The 20364-nt window shown below is 46.1% G+C and carries 16 protein-coding genes and 1 tRNA gene; 9 read left to right on the forward strand and 8 right to left on the reverse strand.

Annotated elements, in window-relative coordinates; genetic code table 11:
- Positions 1–14 precede the first annotated feature (14 nt).
- The 4 genes from Q7C_RS07750 to Q7C_RS07765 all read right to left on the reverse strand — a co-directional run bounded on the left by Q7C_RS07750 (position 15) and on the right by Q7C_RS07765 (position 4548).
- Complete coding sequence (locus tag Q7C_RS07750; protein ID WP_014704183.1) at positions 15–647, reverse strand: thiol:disulfide interchange protein DsbA/DsbL; 633 nt, start codon at positions 645–647, stop codon at positions 15–17.
- Positions 648–664: 17 nt separating this feature from the next.
- Positions 665–1810 carry a c-type cytochrome biogenesis protein CcsB gene (gene ccsB / locus Q7C_RS07755; RefSeq protein ID WP_014704184.1) on the reverse strand — a complete coding sequence of 382 codons (1146 nt, stop codon included), beginning with the start codon at positions 1808–1810 and terminating at the stop codon, positions 665–667.
- Between the two features lie 58 nt (positions 1811–1868).
- A complete protein-coding gene (locus Q7C_RS07760; RefSeq protein WP_041366668.1) occupies positions 1869–3875 on the reverse strand; it encodes a cytochrome c biogenesis protein ResB in 2007 nt (668 codons plus the stop codon).
- A 64-nt stretch (positions 3876–3939) separates the two neighbouring features.
- The gene (locus tag Q7C_RS07765) at positions 3940–4548 is read right to left on the reverse strand and encodes a c-type cytochrome (RefSeq protein WP_014704186.1); all 609 of its coding nucleotides are present in this window, start codon (positions 4546–4548) and stop codon (positions 3940–3942) included.
- Between the two features lie 86 nt (positions 4549–4634).
- On the opposite strand from Q7C_RS07765, the gene yihA reads away from it, so the two are divergent.
- The 3 genes from yihA (at position 4635) to Q7C_RS07785 (ending at position 8371) form a co-directional block, all read left to right on the forward strand.
- The gene (yihA, locus tag Q7C_RS07770; protein ID WP_014704187.1) at positions 4635–5255 is read left to right on the forward strand and encodes a ribosome biogenesis GTP-binding protein YihA/YsxC; all 621 of its coding nucleotides are present in this window, start codon (positions 4635–4637) and stop codon (positions 5253–5255) included.
- Positions 5256–5672: 417 nt separating this feature from the next.
- Positions 5673–8177, forward strand: coding sequence for a glycogen/starch/alpha-glucan phosphorylase (locus Q7C_RS07780; RefSeq protein WP_014704189.1), 2505 nt, complete (start codon positions 5673–5675; stop codon positions 8175–8177).
- Positions 8178–8294: 117 nt separating this feature from the next.
- A tRNA-Arg gene (locus Q7C_RS07785) sits at positions 8295–8371 on the forward strand.
- Positions 8372–8552: 181 nt separating this feature from the next.
- Here Q7C_RS07785 and Q7C_RS07790 read toward each other — a convergent pair.
- Positions 8553–8939, reverse strand: coding sequence for a nuclear transport factor 2 family protein (locus Q7C_RS07790; RefSeq protein WP_014704190.1), 387 nt, complete (start codon positions 8937–8939; stop codon positions 8553–8555).
- Between the two features lie 596 nt (positions 8940–9535).
- On the opposite strand from Q7C_RS07790, the gene Q7C_RS07795 reads away from it, so the two are divergent.
- The 3 genes from Q7C_RS07795 to Q7C_RS07805 all read left to right on the forward strand — a co-directional run bounded on the left by Q7C_RS07795 (position 9536) and on the right by Q7C_RS07805 (position 14837).
- The gene (locus Q7C_RS07795; protein ID WP_014704191.1) at positions 9536–12892 is read left to right on the forward strand and encodes a PAS domain S-box protein; all 3357 of its coding nucleotides are present in this window, start codon (positions 9536–9538) and stop codon (positions 12890–12892) included.
- A gap of 3 nt (positions 12893–12895) precedes the next feature.
- Positions 12896–13888, forward strand: a complete 993-nt coding sequence (locus Q7C_RS07800) for a response regulator (RefSeq protein WP_014704192.1) — start codon at positions 12896–12898, stop codon at positions 13886–13888.
- Between the two features lie 190 nt (positions 13889–14078).
- Positions 14079–14837: a DUF2927 domain-containing protein gene (locus Q7C_RS07805; RefSeq protein ID WP_187287363.1), complete on the forward strand. Its 759-nt coding sequence runs from the start codon at positions 14079–14081 to the stop codon at positions 14835–14837.
- A 55-nt stretch (positions 14838–14892) separates the two neighbouring features.
- Here Q7C_RS07805 and Q7C_RS07810 read toward each other — a convergent pair whose 3' ends face one another.
- The 3 genes from Q7C_RS07810 to Q7C_RS07820 form a co-directional block, all read right to left on the reverse strand.
- Complete coding sequence (locus Q7C_RS07810; RefSeq protein ID WP_014704194.1) at positions 14893–15738, reverse strand: OmpA family protein; 846 nt, start codon at positions 15736–15738, stop codon at positions 14893–14895.
- 161 nt (positions 15739–15899) lie between these two features.
- Positions 15900–17045: a PilT/PilU family type 4a pilus ATPase gene (locus tag Q7C_RS07815; protein ID WP_014704195.1), complete on the reverse strand. Its 1146-nt coding sequence runs from the start codon at positions 17043–17045 to the stop codon at positions 15900–15902.
- A gap of 12 nt (positions 17046–17057) precedes the next feature.
- A complete protein-coding gene (locus tag Q7C_RS07820) occupies positions 17058–18095 on the reverse strand; it encodes a type IV pilus twitching motility protein PilT (RefSeq protein WP_014704196.1) in 1038 nt (345 codons plus the stop codon).
- Positions 18096–18177: 82 nt separating this feature from the next.
- Here Q7C_RS07820 and Q7C_RS07825 point away from each other — a divergent pair, with 82 nt between their 5' ends.
- From Q7C_RS07825 to Q7C_RS07835, 3 genes are read left to right on the forward strand one after another with little or no spacing between them, the layout of a single operon-like run.
- Entirely contained in the window at positions 18178–18873 is a 696-nt protein-coding gene (locus Q7C_RS07825; protein ID WP_014704197.1) for a YggS family pyridoxal phosphate-dependent enzyme, read from the forward strand.
- 40 nt (positions 18874–18913) lie between these two features.
- Positions 18914–19750, forward strand: a complete 837-nt coding sequence (gene proC / locus Q7C_RS07830) for a pyrroline-5-carboxylate reductase (protein WP_014704198.1) — start codon at positions 18914–18916, stop codon at positions 19748–19750.
- Positions 19740–20318: a YggT family protein gene (locus tag Q7C_RS07835; protein ID WP_014704199.1), complete on the forward strand. Its 579-nt coding sequence runs from the start codon at positions 19740–19742 to the stop codon at positions 20316–20318. The genes proC and Q7C_RS07835 overlap by 11 nt, the downstream gene beginning before the upstream one ends.
- Positions 20319–20364: the final 46 nt, after the last annotated feature.

A 20364-nucleotide genomic window follows, 5' to 3' on the forward strand; every position in this document is an offset into this window, starting at 1 on the left:
GACCGAGACTTAAGCTATTTTTCTAACGCAGCCTTTTCAACCAGATAATCAACAACCTCAAGCATCGCTTCCATACTGCCTGCTTGTGGCGCATCCGTACGATATTTTCCATCAACAATCATGGATGGCACCCCTGTGATTCCTGAAGTCCGGCTGATAACCAGTGCTTTCTTTACTTTGGTTTGCACCGTAAAAGAGTTCATTTGTTTAGCAAATTTTTCCCGATCAATACCCTGCTCTTCCACAAAATCAAGCAAATCGTCTTCGGTATTCAAACGTCGTTTATCAACATGAATCGCATGAAACAGCTTATCGTGAAGTTGAGGTAAATCGCCCGTTTGCTCTGCGGCATAATAAACACGGGCCAGTTGTAACCAACTATCGCGAAAAATCGCTGGCACTAATTGAAACTCAGCATTTTCTGGCAATGTTTGCTTCCAGTCAGAAACCAACGGATCTAAACGAAAACAATGCGGGCAAGAATAGGAAAACAGCTCCATCACCTGTACTTTACTGCTGTCGTTACGGGGCATTTGTGTCCCGGTCTCTTCATAATGTTGGCCTTGCTGAAAGTCCGCTGCACTCGCGGTCATTGGTAACAGCATAAGGCTTGGCAAAATCAGCAAAGTCCGCCAGAGAGTCGTCATAATTATTTCCTTTGTTTTTATAAAGTGCCGTATGAGTGAAGTCCGGATAAGAACATGTTGACCCCTAAAAAGGCAAACAATGTGACGAATAAACCAACAATTGCCCACCACGCCATTGGCGGTCCCGTCCATCCTTTAGTCATTCGCATATGTAACCAGGCAGCGTAATTAAGCCAGACAATCAAAGCCCAGGTTTCCTTGGGATCCCAAGACCAATAGCCACCCCAAGCCTCAGCTGCCCACAATGCGCCCAAGATCGTCGCCACCGTAAAAAAGGCAAATCCAAGCGCAATCGCCTTATACATGACATCGTCCATCAGACTTAAAGACGGCATTGCTTGCACCCAAGTTCCATTCGGCTGTTTTTGTAAGCGCCAATGCACTATCAAGTAAGCTACAGCAATCATTGCCGCCATGGCAAAGGCACCATAACCTATAAAATTGGCCGGCACATGAATTTTCATCCAGTAGCTTTGCAACGCAGGCACCAATGGCTGAATTTCATGGGCATTACGTTCCAAGCTATACCATAACTGGAAAAACACCGCCGCCGTAATCACTAAAAGTACAAAGCCTCCCAGTTTACGGGTGTCATAACGCCGCTCATAAAACAGGTATAACAACGCCGTCACAACCGCAAATAAAATAAAGACTTCGTACAAATTACTTACGGGAATATAGCCAATATCGGCGCCCATCAAGTGAGTTTCTCGCCAGCGCACCATCAAACCGGTCATACCGAGTGTGGTAGCAATCCAAGTCAGGACACTACCCATTTTTTCCAAATAATCCGAACGCAGCGTAAGCCCCGCAAAGTAAGTCACTGTTGCAGCAATAAACAATGCGCTCATCCACATTAGTGCTGATTGACTGGAAAGAAAATAAATCAGCCAGAAACTCGATTCCGCCTGATTCAAGTCGGTGCCATAAAGTTGCACTGCCGTCAGGCTAAGCGCAGCGACCGCAAGACTATGCCAACGAAATGCTGGCCAGTACCATCCAAGCCAAGCCATGCTGATAGCGGTCAGAACAAGGATAATCTGTTCATAGACATCCAGCGAGGCATAAAAAAAGTAAAAGATACCCACCGTTGCAGCGGCAAGTAGCAAAGGCCACCACCAAGACTGACGTGAGGCTGGCGTTGTTAGATAAGTCGTTGTCATCAGCTTCCCTATGTTTCTAATATGAGCGGGCTGTACAAATTAGGTTGCCATACAGGGTCTAGAGTTCCCTTGTACGGGTTGCCGCCAATAGTTTCTCGTGTTGTTGATTAAAGGCTTCATCAAAGTCACGCCCCCTGCGATTACTTGAGCCCGCCAGCAAAATCTGACTGCCGTTTTCTGACGGTTCCACCCAGAGCCAGAAGCGTCTTTGCGGGAGATAAAACTGCAAAAACACCCCAATGACCAATAACAGACAGCCAAAGTAAACAATGTTTTTCCCCGGCGCTTTGGCAATTTGCAGACCGGTAGATTCGATATGTTTAAAGTCGGTTAATTGCAAGAAAACTGGTGCCCCGTAACGCGGTAAAATACCGATCGCATCGACCGCATCCTGCAAGAACAGCATCGCATCTGGATCATCAATACTGGCATCGGGTGCAACCTCAGTGAAATAAATACGGGACAGCATTTCCCGCAACATTCCAAGGTAAGCAGGGGCGAGACTATCGCGTTCACTATCTGGCAGCTCATCATCAATAAAGCGTCTTACTTCATCAAAGCCACCACGCACAAACATGCTGAGCAGTGTTTCCAATGTCGACTGCAGGTTTTGCTCCAGTTCAGCATTGGCTGCAGGCAGCACAGACAAAGCATCACGCATCATCTCGCCAGCGATTCGGCTGGTAACCGATTCATTCCTCAGCGCTTGATTAAAAGCAATAAACCCTTCTAACTGCCCGTTTTCATCCGCTGGTAAATACAAGTAGGCAAATTGCTCAGCAGGAGTGTTTCTGACACCACTCAGAAAAAAGTTACGTCCATCTCGTGGCACCGGGAACATATAGTTTTCAAACTCTTGGGCTTCACCCGTTTCAGTTCGAATTTTAAAACCGATACTGGGACCAAAATTACGCAAATTATCCGAGTCTTCTTCTGTCGGATCCGGATTGATATTAAATGGCCGAAAATTAATCATTTCCAACTTGAACAGCTGTTCACCAACCTGCATTTCGCTAGTTGAAAATACTTTGGTATCCAGTGATGCCGGGCCAGTAGTTGTGCTTTGCCCTGACAAAGGCCAAGCTTTAATGCTTACATGAGATCCGCCATCACTGAAACTGGCCTGATAAATAGCATGTCCCTTATAAATCCAAGGATGATTGACCGCAATTGTCTGCTCTAACGGCGCCGCCAACTCCGGGTCATGAATACGTAAATCTGACTCAAAAGACTTCGGTTGGCCGTTTGGATAATGCTCGACCCGGAACTCCTCCACTTCAATGCGAAACGGTAAAGCCTGCAATAAATAGCCATCTCGCACGGGCAAGAAAACCACATCGGCTGACTTGCCTTCCGGAATACTGACCGTGCCACGAAAAGCTTTATCGCCGACCGGCAGACGGCTTTGTGCCGGAATATCACGAATCGCCAAATCCCGGGTCTCAATTTGTATTTTGCCTTGTAACTCAGCCAGTTTTAGCGATAAATTGCCGTCAATCAACCCGCCTAGGCAAATCACAACAATCGCGATGTGGGTAAACAAATACCCTAATCGATTCGCCCCACCTCGCATTGCTGAAATTAATAAGCCGCCCTGCTTTTCAACCAGTCGGCTACGATAGCCTGTTTGCTTAATGACATCTCGAAGTGTGGTTGTGGTCGTTTCTAGTGGGGTACGCACTGACCACTGCGCATGATGCGGCATGAGCCGAAGAGACTTCTTTTGCACCTGGGTTCGCAACTGCCACATATCCCGAACCATTGACGGGAAATGTCGAATAACACAGACGCCCGTTGAAATAACCAGCAATGTCAGTATTAAAAGAAACCAGCCGGCACTGTAAACATCATAAAGCCCCAACTGTTCAAAGACCTCAAACCAAAAGGGACCGAACTTGAGAACATAATCCGTGTAGGGCTGATTTTGTTGCAAGACCGTGCCGATGACAGAAGCAATCGCTAACGTCAAAAGCAATGTAATGGCGAGGTCCATCGAACCAAGAAAAGCAAACAAACGCTTGCCAAATGGCACGTTTTTTAACCTAGAGGATTTTGGCTGCGACATAGTAAACGCTTTGACGTTTGTGATGCCAACGCGATGTTGGCACCGTTGTCATCTCAAACCAGTCTCAGTGCAGACCGGAAACATATGCAGAGACCGCCTTGATTTCTGCTTCAGATAATCTGCCAGCAATATCCCGCATCATGCTATTCGGATCATTTGCACGGTTCCCTTTAGCGAATTGATGCAACTGTGTTTCGGTATATTTGCTGTACTGAGATGACAACATCGGCCATTTAGCAGAGGGAATCCCTTTACCATTGGGTCCATGACATGCCATACAAGCAGGCACACCACTTTGCGCATTACCGCCTCGGTAAAGTTGTCTTCCCGCTTCAATCAAATCTTCCGCAACCGCGCCAGCAGCAACCTCCTGACTTGCAAAGTAGGCTGCCAAGTCAAGCATATCCTGCTCACTTAACCCTTGAGCGATGGGCGCCATAATGGCATTTTCTCGTGCGCCGCTTTTAAAGTCTGATAGCTGCTTGGCGATATAACCAGCGTTTTGTCCTGCTAACTTTGGAAAATCTGGTGAGGGGCTATTGCCATCCGCTGCATGACAAGCCGCACATGCTGCAGACTTTTGCTTACCGGCGCTGACATCGCCAGCTGCAGCAAGCTGAGCCGAGTTAATTATTATAAGGCTCGAAATTACTGCCAAAACAAATTTTTTCATGGTCGATTCCGATCACACACTCTCTGATAATAAATTTTTCGATATGGTACGCTTTATCGGATTTTTTTGCACCTAGAAAGGTTCCCATGTCAGAGGTTTATCGCCGGGCTCAATATACTGGCAGCGCCGCTCAATTAGACCAGCTTCCTGCCGACACCGGCATCGAAGTGGCGTTTGCTGGACGCTCAAACGCTGGCAAATCAAGTGCTATCAATACCATCACGCAAATCAATGGCTTAGCTCGAATCAGCAAAACCCCAGGGCGCACCCAAATGATTAATTTTTTTACGCTGGACGAGACGCGTGCCTTGGTCGATTTACCCGGCTACGGTTTTGCTAAAGTCCCGGAAAAAATGAAGCTGCAATGGCAAGCAACATTAGGTAAATATCTTGAGTCACGCCAAAGTCTGAAAGGACTTGTCCTCATGATGGATTGTCGTCATCCCATGAAAGAGTTTGATTTACAAATTTTGCTGTGGGCGAAGGCGGCGGCCTTACCCCTGCATATTTTACTCACTAAATCCGACAAGCTTAGCCGGGGCGCCGGTAATGGTGTCTTACAAAAAGTCCGCCAACAGTTACAACGCACCGATATTCCTGCAACAGTGCAGCTTTTTTCTTCATTGAACAAATCAGGGCGAGACCAGGCCATCAGTCAACTCGATGAATGGTTTAACCTCCCTGAGCAGCCGGCATCCGCCTCTTAGGTATTCAACCGGCAACGGATTCTCAAAACGGCATGCGGGCTAACGCTAGCAGTTGATTATCTCTCATCTCCGCCGCTTTTGTGACCAAAAAGCCAACCCGCAGTGCTGAAACTATTTTTGTACCCGGCCGTGGTGTCAATCGCTTGCGTAAAGTGACTACGCCGTGTGCCTTTCACTTGGCTAAAGACAAAAATGGCGCTACGGTGGCGAATATTCAAAGATTAATAAATTACGCCATCTACACGGGCAAAAAACAGCGAAGCCGCTAGATTTTTTGACGGCATCGGGTGTTATACTCGAGTTCAGTCAATTCTGACGCCAAACAACCTAAACCGTGGGTAAAGATGCCCTCAAATGCAAGTCATTGTCAGGCCATTTTGCCCCCTGATCGTGCCGATTTTTAGCAAGGAATTGTTTATGACTACACGTTACAGTTGCTCTGCCACGCCTGCCCCCGACCTTTACGATATTGAAGCGTTATCGCTCTCCGCATCAGCGCTGACTGATGATTTCAAGCGCTATTACGGTGTCCATTTGGCACAAGGTAAAGGCTGTGCTTCCGGCCACTACCTTTTCACAGCCTTGGCTTTGACCTTGCGAGATCGTCTGCTCGAGAGGATGCGGGTAACGCAAGAAACGTATCGACAACAAAATTGTAAGCAAGCCTATTATCTGTCAATGGAGTTTCTCATGGGTCGCGCCTTAGGCAATGCGGCGTTGAATCTGGGGCTTGATGACGAATTAAAACAGCTGCTTAACGGACTGGGTTTGGAGTACGAAGATCTGGCAGAAATGGAGCATGATGCCGGTCTGGGCAACGGCGGTTTGGGCAGGTTGGCAGCCTGCTTTATTGATAGTTGTGCCACACTGCAGCTACCCGTTACCGGTTATGGTTTGCGTTACGAATACGGCATGTTTCAGCAACGCATCGAAAATGGCTATCAGCAGGAAATGCCGGATCACTGGTTACGAGATGGGAATCCCTGGGAATTAGAACGACCAGAATATACCCGGCGCATTAAATTTGGCGGGCATACAGAATACCATCGTTCTGCCAGTGGCTGGATGGAAGTGCAATGGGTTGCGACAAACGATGTATTAGCCGTGCCTTATGACCTCCCTATTCCAGGCTATCAAAATGGTACCGTCAATCGGCTCAGACTGTGGAAAGCAGCCGCAACGGATGAATTTAACCTAGAAGATTTCAACGCAGGCTCCTACACCGATGCGGTTGCGGCCAAAAACGCGGCTGAAAACATCAGCATGGTGCTCTATCCGAACGATGCCAGTGAAAATGGTAAAGAGCTTCGTCTTCGACAACAGTATTTTTTGGCTTCAGCCAGCTTGCAGGATATTTTGGCGCACTGGGTGAATCGGCATGGACAAGATTTTACCGGTTTTGCCGACAAGAATTGTTTTCAACTCAATGATACTCACCCTACAGTCGCCGTTGCAGAACTCATGCGTCTGCTACTTGATGAACACCAGATGAGTTGGGAAGCGGCCTGGCAAATCACGACCCGCACCATGGCTTATACCAATCACACGCTCTTGCCAGAAGCACTGGAGCGTTGGCCGGTGAACCTGTTTGGGCGATTATTGCCGCGGATTCTGGAAATCATTTACGAAATTAACGCGCGCTTTCTGCGTGAAGTTGCCAACCACTGGCCCGGCGATAAATCTCGTTTAAATGCGTTATCAATTATCGAAGAAGGCCATCAACAACAAGTTCGGATGGCACATTTGGCCATTGTGGGCAGTTTTTCGGTCAACGGCGTCGCTGCGCTCCACTCAGAACTTCTGAAAAAAGGTCTGTTTCGTGATTTTTACGAACTCTGGCCTGAAAAATTTAACAATAAAACCAATGGCGTCACCCAGCGTCGCTGGATGGCTTGGTGTAATCCGGCGTTGACACAGCTGCTTTCAGATACCATCGGTGATGATTGGATAACCGACCTCAGCCAACTGAAAAAACTGGTTCCCTATGCAGATGACCCGATATTCCAGCAGAAATGGCACGCTGCCAAACGCAATAATAAAGTTCGGCTTGCTGAACTGGTTGCGGACAATTGTGGCATTAAATTTCATCCTGACGCCATGTTCGATATTCAGGTCAAACGCATTCATGAATATAAACGTCAGTTGCTCAATATTCTGCATGTCATCCATCTTTATGCCCGCATCAAAAATGGTGAAACTGAAGGCTTAGTTAAACGCTGTGTGCTGTTTGGCGGTAAGGCTGCACCCGGCTATGCTATGGCAAAACAAATTATTAAATTGATTAATAACGTTGCCAAAGTCATTAACAACGATCCGGCTGTTGGCGATTGGCTGAAAGTGGTGTTTTTACCGAACTATCAAGTGTCGGCGATGGAAGTCATTTGCCCGGCGGCGGATTTGTCTGAGCAAGTCTCAACCGCTGGCAAAGAAGCCTCGGGCACCGGTAATATGAAATTTATGATGAATGGCGCCATGACTATCGGCACATTGGATGGCGCGAATATTGAAATTCGAGAAGAAGCCGGCGAAGAAAACTTTTTCTTGTTTGGTCTGACAGAAGCCGAAGTTCACGATCGCAAAGGCCACTATAACCCACAGCAAATCATTGAGCAGGACGCAGATCTCAAACGAGTCATGCAATGGCTCAAATCAGGTTACTTTAATCCGCTCGAATCAGGGTGCTTTGACAATATTCTCGCAGCCTTAACCAGCCCCCAGGACCCTTGGATGACCATCGCCGACTTCCGTAGCTACGTCAATGCTCAACATGAGGCTGGCTTGGCTTATCAGGATCAGTCTCGCTGGCTCAGAATGAGTATTTTAAATTGTGCTCACAGCGGCAAGTTTTCTACGGATCGGACGATGCAGGATTATAACCAGGATATCTGGAAGCTGACGCCTATTGGATCACCCATAGACTAAGCTGGCAAATCACATTTTCTGGTTAAGTTTTTTCTGGCCTGCCCTAGCCGGGCAGGCTCTGAAGCCGTATAATGCATCGCCTTGTTAAGATGGGATTGTGTTCCATTCTCAAGTTAAGCGCCCGTAGCTCAGCTGGATAGAGTATCGGTTTCCGAAGCCGAGGGTCACAGGTTCAAGTCCTGTCGGGCGCGCCATTTTTTTCTTCACTCCGCCAGCAACATCAATCGGTATTATTTTCCAGAAAAGTATTTGTTATTACTCCACAGAAACAACTCTGTTGTGGCGCTAAACACATCGGCAAGCAAACCGATCGCAGTGAACAATTTACTTGCCGTCTACCTTCTAATTGGATCCGTATCTGCGCGCTTTACCGTCTTAAAGCGAGCGCGGAATTTGTGATGAATGATGATGCAAAATTGGATTTGTTTTGGAAGTATCCATCACATAGCTAAAGCGAGCTTCAAAGTTAAGAACTTCGCCATCAACCGCAAAACGCCAGTTATAAATACCGCCCAAAACATACACCTCATTTTCCAATTCTTGAATGATCAATGTTTTGTCATGTAGCGCAATGCTTAACTCCGGACGGCTACCCAACTTTTCGAAATAAGCACGCAGTTTTTCAGGTGTATTGGCCACACTGTTTGAAAAGGTTGGAATTAGTACCGCATTAGCGTCATATAGGGCGAGTAATCCTTCGACATCCGCTCCATTCACAGCCTGCATCCATTGATCCAAAATATCGCGTGGTGCTTTTTTCATTGTTTTTCCTTATTCAAATACACTTAAGTCGTCATTAAATTAAATTTTCATATCTCTACTGACAGCAAGAGACTGAACGCTTCCACAGCATGCGAAAAAGCGCAACAGATAAACTTGCCTCAAGATTTTGCTCAGGTGATGTGACTATACGATGATAATTTTATCATTGCGTAGTGAGTTCATCGAGCAGATAACACAGACGCTTTATCAAAAATTGTCATGATGCCCTTTAATTTATCTTGCTTTGAGATGCCCCATTGGCTGAGCAGGTTAGATTGTTGTATAAAAATTCCTTAAATTTTGTGATCGTGCTGCCGATATTTATTTCTAAATTAATTTATTTATTATCAATAAATTGCTACTTTATCTTGCGAACAAAATTGAACAACAAAGTAGTCAGCAACGAAAAACTTCGTTAAGCCGCTTGCACACCTCGGATACTTTGGCATAAAACTAAGTGATATTCGGCGAATTTTTAATGTAATTCAAAGGCTTTTATGAAGCTTATTTAATTGCATAGGCTTGATGTTAACGCTCACAATCAAACCAAGCACGTACCAAACAACAATCTGTAATTTTCATCATTAGGATTTGCCATGCAGTGGCTGGAAACATTTTTTGTTACTGAGTCCGACCAATTAGCCCAAATTAGTGGCGTGTATAACTACGATTTGGTCGTGCTTTCGATTATTGTCGCATCGGTCGCCTCATTTATCGCCTTGCATTTTGCATCGATGAGCAGAGCTATTTTGGTCAGCAGTCATCGGCACCTGGCCATTATGATTGGTGCAGCCATCATGGCTGGCGGCGTATGGAGTATGCATTTCGTTGGTATGCTGGCATACAACATGGGGTCACATGTCGGTTACGACACTACGCTCACTTTACTCTCCATCATCCCCGTTTTAGTAGCAGCCTATATCGCACTAAAGATGTTACAAAAATCTCATCTCACCCTGTGGCAACTTATTATCAGCAGTGTGTGTGTCGGTGCGGGGATCGGTATCATGCATTACACCGGTATGGCGGCAATGCAGATGCATGTTTCATTGCAATATGACCCTCTGCTATTTGGCACTTCGATAATTGTCGCCGTCATTTTGGCTTTTATTGCACTTTCGGCACGCTATTATCTCCGCCTCGTTTGGCAACACATCTCGATGACCAAAGTTAATGGTATTAGCGCGGTCATTATGGGGCTCGCTATTTCAGGCATGCATTACACCGGTATGGCTGCTGCACGATATGTTGTCACCGACGAGACAGTCGTGGCGCACGCGATGCAAAATGAACATTTGCAGTTATCGTACATCGTTGCATTTACCACTTTATTGATTTCTATTCTGACGGCAGCGCTTGCTTCTCAGTTGCGTTATCGACAGTTGCTGATTGAAAAGACAGCGAATGAGCGGCGTTTACAAACAATGATGGAAACGGCAGTCGATGGCATTTTAACGGTCGATGCCAATGGCATTATCCGGGATTTTAACCGTTCTGCTATCGAGATTTTTGGCTGGCAATCTGATGAAATCATTGGCCAACCATTTTTGAAATTAGTCCCTGATGATGCCCAAGCTGAATTTCATGATTATCTGACGAGTTTTCAGCAAACCAATACGACACAATTAAGCGGACAAGCTCGAGAGACATTCGCTAAACACAAACAAGGCCATACTTTTCCGATACGGCTCGGCGTAGGTCATATCAATCTGTCAGAAGTGGGGTCTATGTTTGTTGGGTTTGTTACTGACATCTCTCAGCGATGGGCAATGGAAGAGCAGCTGCGTAAAAGTGAAGAAAAATTTAGTTCTCTTGTCAAAAACATTCCTGGCGCCAGTTTTCGTTGTTTGATCGATGCCAACTGGACAGCGATATTTGTTAGTGATGCCATTTATGATTTAACCGGTTGGCATCCTGATGATTTTTATAATAAACGAATCGAACTTGCCGACGTCATTCATCCAGATGACGTGGCAAAAACGAATCAAGCCGTTCAAGTTGCTCTGGACACAAAATCCAATTACAGCATTGAGTTTCGCTATAACCACCGCGATGGCAGAACACTGTGGGTCTTGGAACATGGCTCCATTATCTGGGAAAACGAGGAACCGGTCTGGATAGATGGTTTGATCCTCGATATCACCGATCGGGTGGAAATGGAGGATAATCTTCGAAAAGCCAAGGTGAAAGCGGAAATTTCTGCAGAAAGTAAAGCCCAATTTCTCGCCAACATGAGCCATGAAATTCGCACACCAATGAATGCTATCATTGGGTTTACCAATGTATTGATTGATGCTGATGATATGCCAGAAGGCAATCGAGGGCATCTGCAGACTATCAGCCAATCAGCCAGCTCTTTGTTGCATTTATTAAATGACATTTTGGATAGCGCCAAGCTTGAAAAAAACAAGCTTGAGTTAGATGAAACTACCTTTGATCTCACCCGTTTAGTCGATTCGGTTATCTCAACGCTATGGTTACAAGCAAAGCATAAAGGCTTGTATTTGAATTTTGAGCTCCCTGACAATATCCATACAGCCTACCGTGGCGATGAAAACCGTCTCCGACAAGTACTGATTAATATCATTGGTAACGCGATCAAATTCACCGAGCAGGGTGGCGTCAACTTATCGGTTTCCATTAATGCACAACAACATATTTGTTTCAGCATTGAAGATACCGGTATTGGTATGGACTCAGCGACGCTGGATAAGGTTTTTGAACCATTCTCACAAGCGGACGCCTCCATGAGTCGTCGTTTTGGCGGCACCGGTCTAGGGACCACCATTTCAAAACAACTTGTAGAGCTAATGGGCGGGAAGTTACAGGCAAGCAGTGAACCGGGTATTGGAAGTCGTTTTTACTTCGCTTTGCCGCTCAAGAAAACTCAGTTAGATCCTGGTAAAGTTGCCGAAAACCAGCTCATTCATTTGTTACCGAAAAGAGTTTTAATAGCGGACGATATTCAACAAAACCTGACTTTACTCACGCTCATTTTAGAACGTCAAAAACACATCGTTATTCAAGCAGAAAATGGCGAGCAAGCGTTAGATATATTCAAAAAATCGCAACCAGATATTATTTTGATGGACTTGCAAATGCCGGTCATGGATGGCTTTACTGCCACCAAGATGATTCGGATTTATGAGGCGGAAAATCAGCTTACGCCAACCCCTATTGTTGCTTTAACAGCAAGCGTTTTAAGCGAAGATAAAATTGAAGCAAAGCTAGCCGGCATGGATGGTTTTGCCCATAAACCAATTGATATACGTGCCCTCAATGTCGAAATGGCGCGTGTCTTGGGGCTTCTTGATGAAACAATAGAAACGGCTGAAGCACTGAACAAAAATAAAGTGACATCAACGCCGAACATTAACCTTGAGCACGGCACCGCTTTATGGGGCGATGAAGCAACGTATCTTCATGAAATAGGCCGTTTTTGGCAACAACACCATGATATTGTCGATACACTAACCACACTCTGTGAGACCAAAGACTGGTCTGCACTGCGGAGTACAGCGCATAAATTAAAAGGTCTGTCTGGTAACCTTGGACTGACCAAAATCTATCATTGTGCCGTTCAAATGGAACAATATATTGCGAAACAGAACTCTGAAAAAACACTGGCGGATATTGAGTCACTCCGAGTCGCGATGGGATTATTTCATGATGAAATGTCGTCACTCAGCCAAGCCATCAACCAATCACAAAACATGCCAAATTCAGTAGAAAGCCTTAATGCTGATGCGCTTCAGAATTTGTTGACGAGCCTGACGAAAATGGCCCAGCTTGGTGAGGTTGATGAGGAGCTAATTCAACAACTGGTCAAGGGCGTACCTGCTGATTTGCACCGTACGGCCTCCGCAGTGCAAACTGCATTGGATGATTTTGACTTTAACGGTGCTCAAGATCATTTAGCCGTTATCCAGGCTCGCCTTGCAAACGAGAGCTAGTTTATGACCCTAACTAATCAAGCTACCCCTCGTATTTTAGTTGTCGATGATGAGCCGACCAATCTCAGAGTATTACGTCAAATCTTGGGAGACCGCTACAAATTATCTTTCGCACGCTCGGGTAAAAGCGCGATTGAACTCGTTGAGAAAGAGCAGCCAGATCTAATTCTGCTCGATATTATGATGCCCGAAATGACCGGGCTGGAGGTCTGTCAACATCTCAAATCGATGACCGATTATGCTCATATACCTGTCATTTTTGTTACTGCGTTACAAGATGCCGTTGATGAAGCCCAAGGCTTTGAAATTGGTGCTGTAGATTACATTGTTAAGCCAGTGGTGCCTTCAACGGTATTGGCCAGAGTTAAAACCCACATCTCGTTAGTGCGAGCAGATGAACTTCATGCTACGCACATTGATTTGATTCATCGGCTTGGCCGCGCTGCAGAGTATAAAGATAATGAGACCGGCATGCATGTTCAGCGAATGAGTCATTATGCCAAGGTTATAGCTCTTGCGTATGGCTTTGATGACTATGCGGCTGATGAACTGATGATGGCCGCCCCGATGCATGATATTGGTAAAATCGGCATCGCTGATCGGATTCTGCTGAAACCTGATAAATTAACAGCCGAAGAATTTGATGAAATGAAAACGCACACGCTAATTGGTGCGGAAATCTTAGCCAACTCTCGATCAAGACTTATCCAATTGGCGCATTTAATTGCGCTAACACACCACGAAAAATGGGATGGTTCCGGTTATCCTAATGGTTTAAAAGGTGAAGAGATTCCGATTGAAAGCCGTATCATCGCGATTGCCGATGTTTTCGATGCGTTGACTAGTGAGCGCCCATACAAGCATGCCTGGCCGGTTGAAGAGGCCCTTTCCTATATTAAAGAACAAGCTGGTACGCATCTCGATCCAGATTTACCGCCACTTTTAGAGCAAAATATGACGGAAATTTTAGAAATCAAAACTCGGCTTTCCGATTAAATTTAGGTTTGCAATTTTTACTTGACCAACAGCCTTGCCATATTTGATACGGCATTCAGTCCCTTGGCTCTAAACTACTTTTAAATTAACGCGTGAAGCCCACCCCTTCAAGCTGACACTATTCATGAAAAAAACGTTCAAAGTCTCTTTAAGCCATTCAATAAAAAAACAACTTGTACGATCATCTGGGATGGTCACGATACTGCTATGTCTTGGCCCTCCTCCCAGCTTCGCATCACATTGGCAAAACCCGTCATTTATTCAAGAGAGTTTTGAGCGTATTGCACTGCAAAGTGAATATAATTCAGCTCCCCAAGTGCTTCGTCGTTGGGAGCAACCTATCACCTACTTTATTCACCATGAGACAGGTGATAAAGCGCTGCACAACCAACTGACCAAAATTCATTTGTCACAACTTGCCAGTATTACCGGCACCACCTTCCTGCCTGCTAAAACAGCTGAATCATCAAAGTTGCAAATTTATTTTACTAATGAGCAAAATTTAGGTGAGGATTTAAAACAAAAATTTGAGCTGACTGGGACACAATTAACCGCTATTCAGCATCATAATATTTGCCTGGCACGTATCAGTACCGCAGGTAATCACATCAAGCATGCGCTGGTACTGATCCCGGTTGACCGTGCTCGTGCTAACGCTAAACTCTTAAGCTGTATTGTTGAAGAGCTCACACAGATCATGGGATTACCTAACGATGATGACCGCGTTTTCCCATCAATTTTTAATGATCGAAGTGTGGATGAGTTTTTGACTGGGCTGGATTACATGCTATTAAAACTACTTTACCACCCCAGTCTGCGGCCGGGCATGTCCGCAAAACAGGTACGGTCACATGTCACTAAAATTATGCAAACCGATGAATATCAGCAATGGTTGAATGAAGCGGATGGTCAGGTGAGATCTTCCGGGCTATATCCCTTGCTTCATTGACCAAAAAAAAGGCCCTGTGAAGGGCCTTTTTTGTAACACTCAGATTAACGTTGTTTTATTCAACAACAACGAAATCAACACGACGGTTTTCAGCACGACCTTGGCTAGTGCTGTTGTCGGCAACTGGCTGACCTTCACCCATACCAACTGGCACCAGTTGTGAACCATTAACGCCGTTTGCAACCAGATAATCGACTACAGCTTCAGCACGACGCTGAGACAGATTCAGGTTGTAAGCTTCAGGACCCACGCTGTCAGTATGACCTTCAACGCGAACTTCCAAAACATCATCGGTATCTTTGATTTGTGCGACCGCATCATCCAGAATCATTTCAGCTTCTGGTGTCAGAACCGCTTTATCAAAGGCAAAGTTAACACCGGTCAATGACAGAATGTTGGCACCACTTACTGGGCAGCCATCTCTATCCACTTTGACACCAGCAGGCGTACCTGGGCACAGGTCTCTGTAGTCTGCAACGCCATCACCATCAGAATCTAATGGGCAGCCTTCACTGTCTACTTGAACACCTTCAGGGGTTGCTGGACACATATCGATACCATCAACGACACCATCATTATCACTATCGAAAGCACAACCATTTTGGTCTGTCAGAGCACCCGCGGGCGCTGTCATTTCACACACTACAGGTTCTTCAACAGGCTCTGGCTCAGCAGGCATTTCGTCCGGACCGCAGAGTAACAAGGCCAATTGTGAGCCAGCAACGGCACCACCAACAGCACCGGCACCACCACTCACCGCACCAACACCTGCACCACCGACAATGGCACCACTGGCAGAACAAAGCAGGTAAGTATCGGCTGTACGTTTATCTTGGCCGGCGCAGGCAGCCAACAGGCTGACTGTCATCACAGTCGCAGCAAGTTTGACAAATAAATTCATGAGCGCTTCCTTTTTTCTTTAAGACAGAAAGAGTTTTACAAAGCGTAAACAACAGCTGTGTTGCTTAAAAAGTACAACTGTTGCATTTGCCTGACAGTAATCATAATACGAATAATGATTGCCGTCTAATACATTCATTAATCAAGGTTATTAGTCATTTCTTATAGGCGTCCCATAAAACCTTCGTTTTCAGGTTCCAATGCGAGACCACCATCATCAGCCAGTGATTCCGGCAGTTCACCAGTCTCAGCACCCAGTTTAATCATTAGCCTGACTTCATTTGTTGAGTCGGCATTTTTCAAAGCATCCTCATAAGAAATCTGCCCTGCTTTATATAAGTCATAAACAGCCTGGTCAAAGGTCTGCATGCCTAGTTCTCGAGAACGCTTCATGACATCTTTAATTTCAGAGACTTTGCCTTTTTCAATCAAGTCCCCAATCAGTGGCGTATTTACCATGACCTCAACGGCGACACAGAGCCCGATGCCATCTTTTTTAGGAATGAGTCGCTGTGCTACTACTGCTTTTAAATTAAGCGACATATCCATAAACAGTTGCTGATGACGATCTTCAGGGAAAAAGTTAATGATCCTGTCCAAGGCCTGGTTGGCATTGTTCGCGTGTAATGTCGATAAACATAAATGCCCCGTCTCAGCAAAGGCAATACCGTAATCCATCGTATCGCGAGAACGAATCTCGCCAATCATGATGACATCCGGTGCCTGCCGTAGAGAGTTTTTCAGAGCAATGGCATAGGAATCGGTATCGACGCCGACTTCACGCTGAGTGACCACACAGCCAGCATGTTTGTGACTGAACTCGATTGGATCTTCGATAGTTAAAATATGCCCGGTGCTGTTTTGATTACGGTAGCCAATCATGGCTGCCAGCGTTGTAGATTTACCGCTACCGGTTGCCCCGACAAAAATAACCAACCCGCGTTTGGTCATAGAGAGATCTTTGATAATTTCCGGAACATTCAATTGTTCGATGGTGGGGATGTCCTCTTTGACCAAGCGCATGACCATTCCCACCCGGTTACGCTGATAAAGCGCACTCACCCGAAAACGTCCAGCCCCTTTGGCATCAATGGCGTAATTACATTCTTTATCACGCTCAAAGGTTCTTTTTTGTTCATCATTCATGGTGCTGAGCACCAGATTACGCGCCTGCTCATCTGTCAACGGTTCTTGCGATAATGTTGCCATACGCCCATTGACTTTCAATGTCGGCGGCCGCTCTGCCGTAATGAATATATCCGACGCTTCATGTTTTACCGCTGCCTTGAGAATGGTGACAATTTCCATAATCAATCGCTCCTAACGGAATAAGTCTTTATTAACCGCACGAGGCAATGCCTCGCCTTTGGTAATTTGCTGACGACGAATCAGATCTTGTAAGCATTGATCCAGAGTCTGCATACCGATCGCGCCACCGGTTTGGATTGCTGAGTACATTTGCGGGACTTTGTCTTCGCGAATCAGGTTACGAATTGCTGGCGTCCCAATCATAATTTCATGGGCAGCAATACGACCACCGCCTATTTTTTTCAACAATGTCTGCGAAATAACGGCCCGTAACGATTCTGATAACATTGACCGCACCATGGCTTTTTCCGCTGCTGGGAAAACGTCAATAATCCTGTCAATCGTTTTCGCCGCTGAAGAGGTATGCAACGTTCCAAACACCAAGTGACCTGTTTCCGCAGCAGTCAAAGCCAGCCTGATGGTTTCCAAATCCCGTAGCTCACCCACCAAAATAATGTCAGGATCTTCCCGTAATGCACTGCGCAAGGCTTCACTGAAGCCATGGGTGTCGCGGTGTACTTCACGCTGGTTGATCAAGCATTTTTTACTTTTGTGCACAAACTCTATCGGATCTTCAATCGTCAGAATATGCTCATTATCTTTTTCATTACGATAATTAATCATTGCCGCCAGCGTGGTGGACTTACCACTACCGGTCGGTCCTGTCACCAAAACGATGCCGCGATGATTATCGGCAATTTGCTTAAAGATATCTGGCGCCCCAAGTTGCTCTAAAGTGAGAACGACCGAAGGAATGGTCCGAAAAACAGCCGCCGCACCACGATTTTGATTGAATGCATTGACCCGAAAACGCGCCAGATTTGGCACTTCAAATGAAAAGTCGGCTTCAAGAAACTCCTCAAAGTCTTTGCGCTGTTTGTCATTCATGATGTCGTAAATCATGCTGTGAACATCTTTGTGTTCCATTGGCGGTAGATTAATCCGCTTAACATCACCATCGACACGAATCATAGGCGGCTCACCCGAGGATATGTGCAAATCCGAGGCGTTGTTTTTTGCACTGAAGGTAAGCAGTTCAGTAATATCCATAGACTTTTCCTGTAATGAATGTCTGGCGTAATGCCGCCGCTATTTTGCTAAGGTAGCGTGCTCTTAAAAGGCTTGCAACAAAATGGACGCAAAAAAAAGATTACAAAACGTACTGACGAATATTCGCTCTGCTGAAAAGCAAGCAGGACGACCAGAAAACGACGTCGCTCTGCTGGCTGTCAGCAAAACCTGGCCTGCAGATGTGGTGAAAACGCTGGCTGAAGCCGGCCAACGAGATTTTGGTGAAAATTACCTGCAAGAAGCACTGACTAAAATTGACCTGCTTGGCAACGAAAATCTCATCTGGCATTTTATTGGCCCGATCCAATCCAATAAGACGCAGGACATTGCTCATCATTTTGATTGGGTGCATAGCGTGGACCGGCTTAAAATAATTCAGCGTCTTTCCCAACAACGTCCAGATGCGTTGCCGCCATTAAATGTTTGTTTACAAGTCAATATTGACCAAGAGCCACAAAAATCCGGTGTTACGCCTGAAGCATTACCGGCACTGGCGGATGCCGTCATCAAATTGCCCAAGGTGGCGCTGAGAGGACTAATGGTCATTCCCAAAGTCACACCGGATGAATCCGAGCAACGACGCACATTCGCTAGGACATATCAACTTTATCAGTCATTGCAAAGTCGATTTAAATCTATTGATACCCTGTCAATGGGGATGTCAGCAGATATGACCATTGCGATTGCTGAAGGCAGCAACCTTGTCCGAGTTGGCACAGCATTATTTGGTGAACGACATACCCAGCAAACACCATAATTCAGTACACTGACCACTTCACACAAATCAGAACAGCATTATGATTCAAGACAAGATCGTTTTCATCGGCGGCGGCAATATGGCCCGCAGCCTCATCGGTGGCTTAATTGCAGATAAAATGCCCGCGGAACAGATCCATGTTATCGAGCCGCAAACCGAAACTAGACAGCGCCTTGCCGCTGATTTTGGCATCACCGTTTATAATGCTGCAGACACAGTCTTAGAAGAGGCGACTGTGATCATTCTGGCAGTCAAGCCGCAAATGCTTCAGCAGGTGATTAAGAGTCTGTCCCCTGTTTGGCCGCCGCAAGCACTGATGATTTCTATCGCGGCCGGGATTCATACTGATGATATGGCGCGCTGGCTGAATCATGCCGGTACCGCTATCGTGCGCGCCATGCCGAACACACCAGCCTTAGTTCAGGCGGGGGCAACCGCGTTATTTGCCAACACACAAACTTCGACGGCACAGCGCCAGTTAGCAGAGTCCGTGATGCGCGCCGTTGGACTCGTTATCTGGGTTGAAAATGAACAGCAAATGGACGCCGTCACCGCGATATCCGGCAGTGGTCCAGCTTATTTTTTCCTGGTCATGGAAGCCATGCAAGCAGCGGCGATGGAATTAGGATTACCCGAGGAAACCGCCAGACTGTTATGTTTGGAAACCGCTTTTGGCGCCGCTAAAATGGCCTTGGAAAGTAAGCATTCTGCTGCAACGCTTCGACATCAGGTTACCTCACCGGGCGGCACCACAGAACGCGCCATTCATGAACTAGAAGATGGCGGCCTACACGGCTTGTTTGAAAATGCCATCGTTGCAGCGGCGCTTCGGGCGCGAGAACTCGGCCACCAGTTGGGACAGGACAATGACACCTAGTTATTTTGCAAACCCGTTAATCTTCATTATCGAAACGCTGTTTTTTCTCTACATGATGGTGGTTGCACTGCGCTTATTGATGCCGTGGATTCATTGGCCAAGCCATGCCCCGCTTAGTCAATTTGTCATTCGTGCTACGCAACCAGCAATTAAACCGATGCGTCAGTTCATGCCGGCCATTGGTCGACTGGATAGCGCCGTCTTGTTGCTCTTGATTTTATTAGCACTCTGCAAATTATTTTTCATTACAGCATTACAAGGTGTTGTGCCAAATCTGTTCATGTTGCTGTTGCTTGCACTCGCCGACTTGTGTTCTTTATTTGTCACTTTATTTACCATCAGTATCATCGTTGAAGTGATTCTCAGTTGGGTAACGCCTGCCGGCAGTTATCACCCCATGATGTCGCTGATTTCAAGGTTAAATGCGCCACTACTTGATCCGGTTCGGCAGCGACTTCCTGACATGGGTGGCTTAGATTTGGCGCCGTTATTAGTGATCGTTCTATTGCAAGCCTTCAATATGTTTATTGTTGGCCTTATTTCTGAGCTATCGCGATCGCTAATATGATTGTCGAGCGTACTGTCGCCACTTAAAATGCTTCTACACTCTTTGG

The organism is Methylophaga frappieri, assembly GCF_000260965.1.
Taxonomy (GTDB): Bacteria; Pseudomonadota; Gammaproteobacteria; order Nitrosococcales; family Methylophagaceae; genus Methylophaga; species Methylophaga frappieri.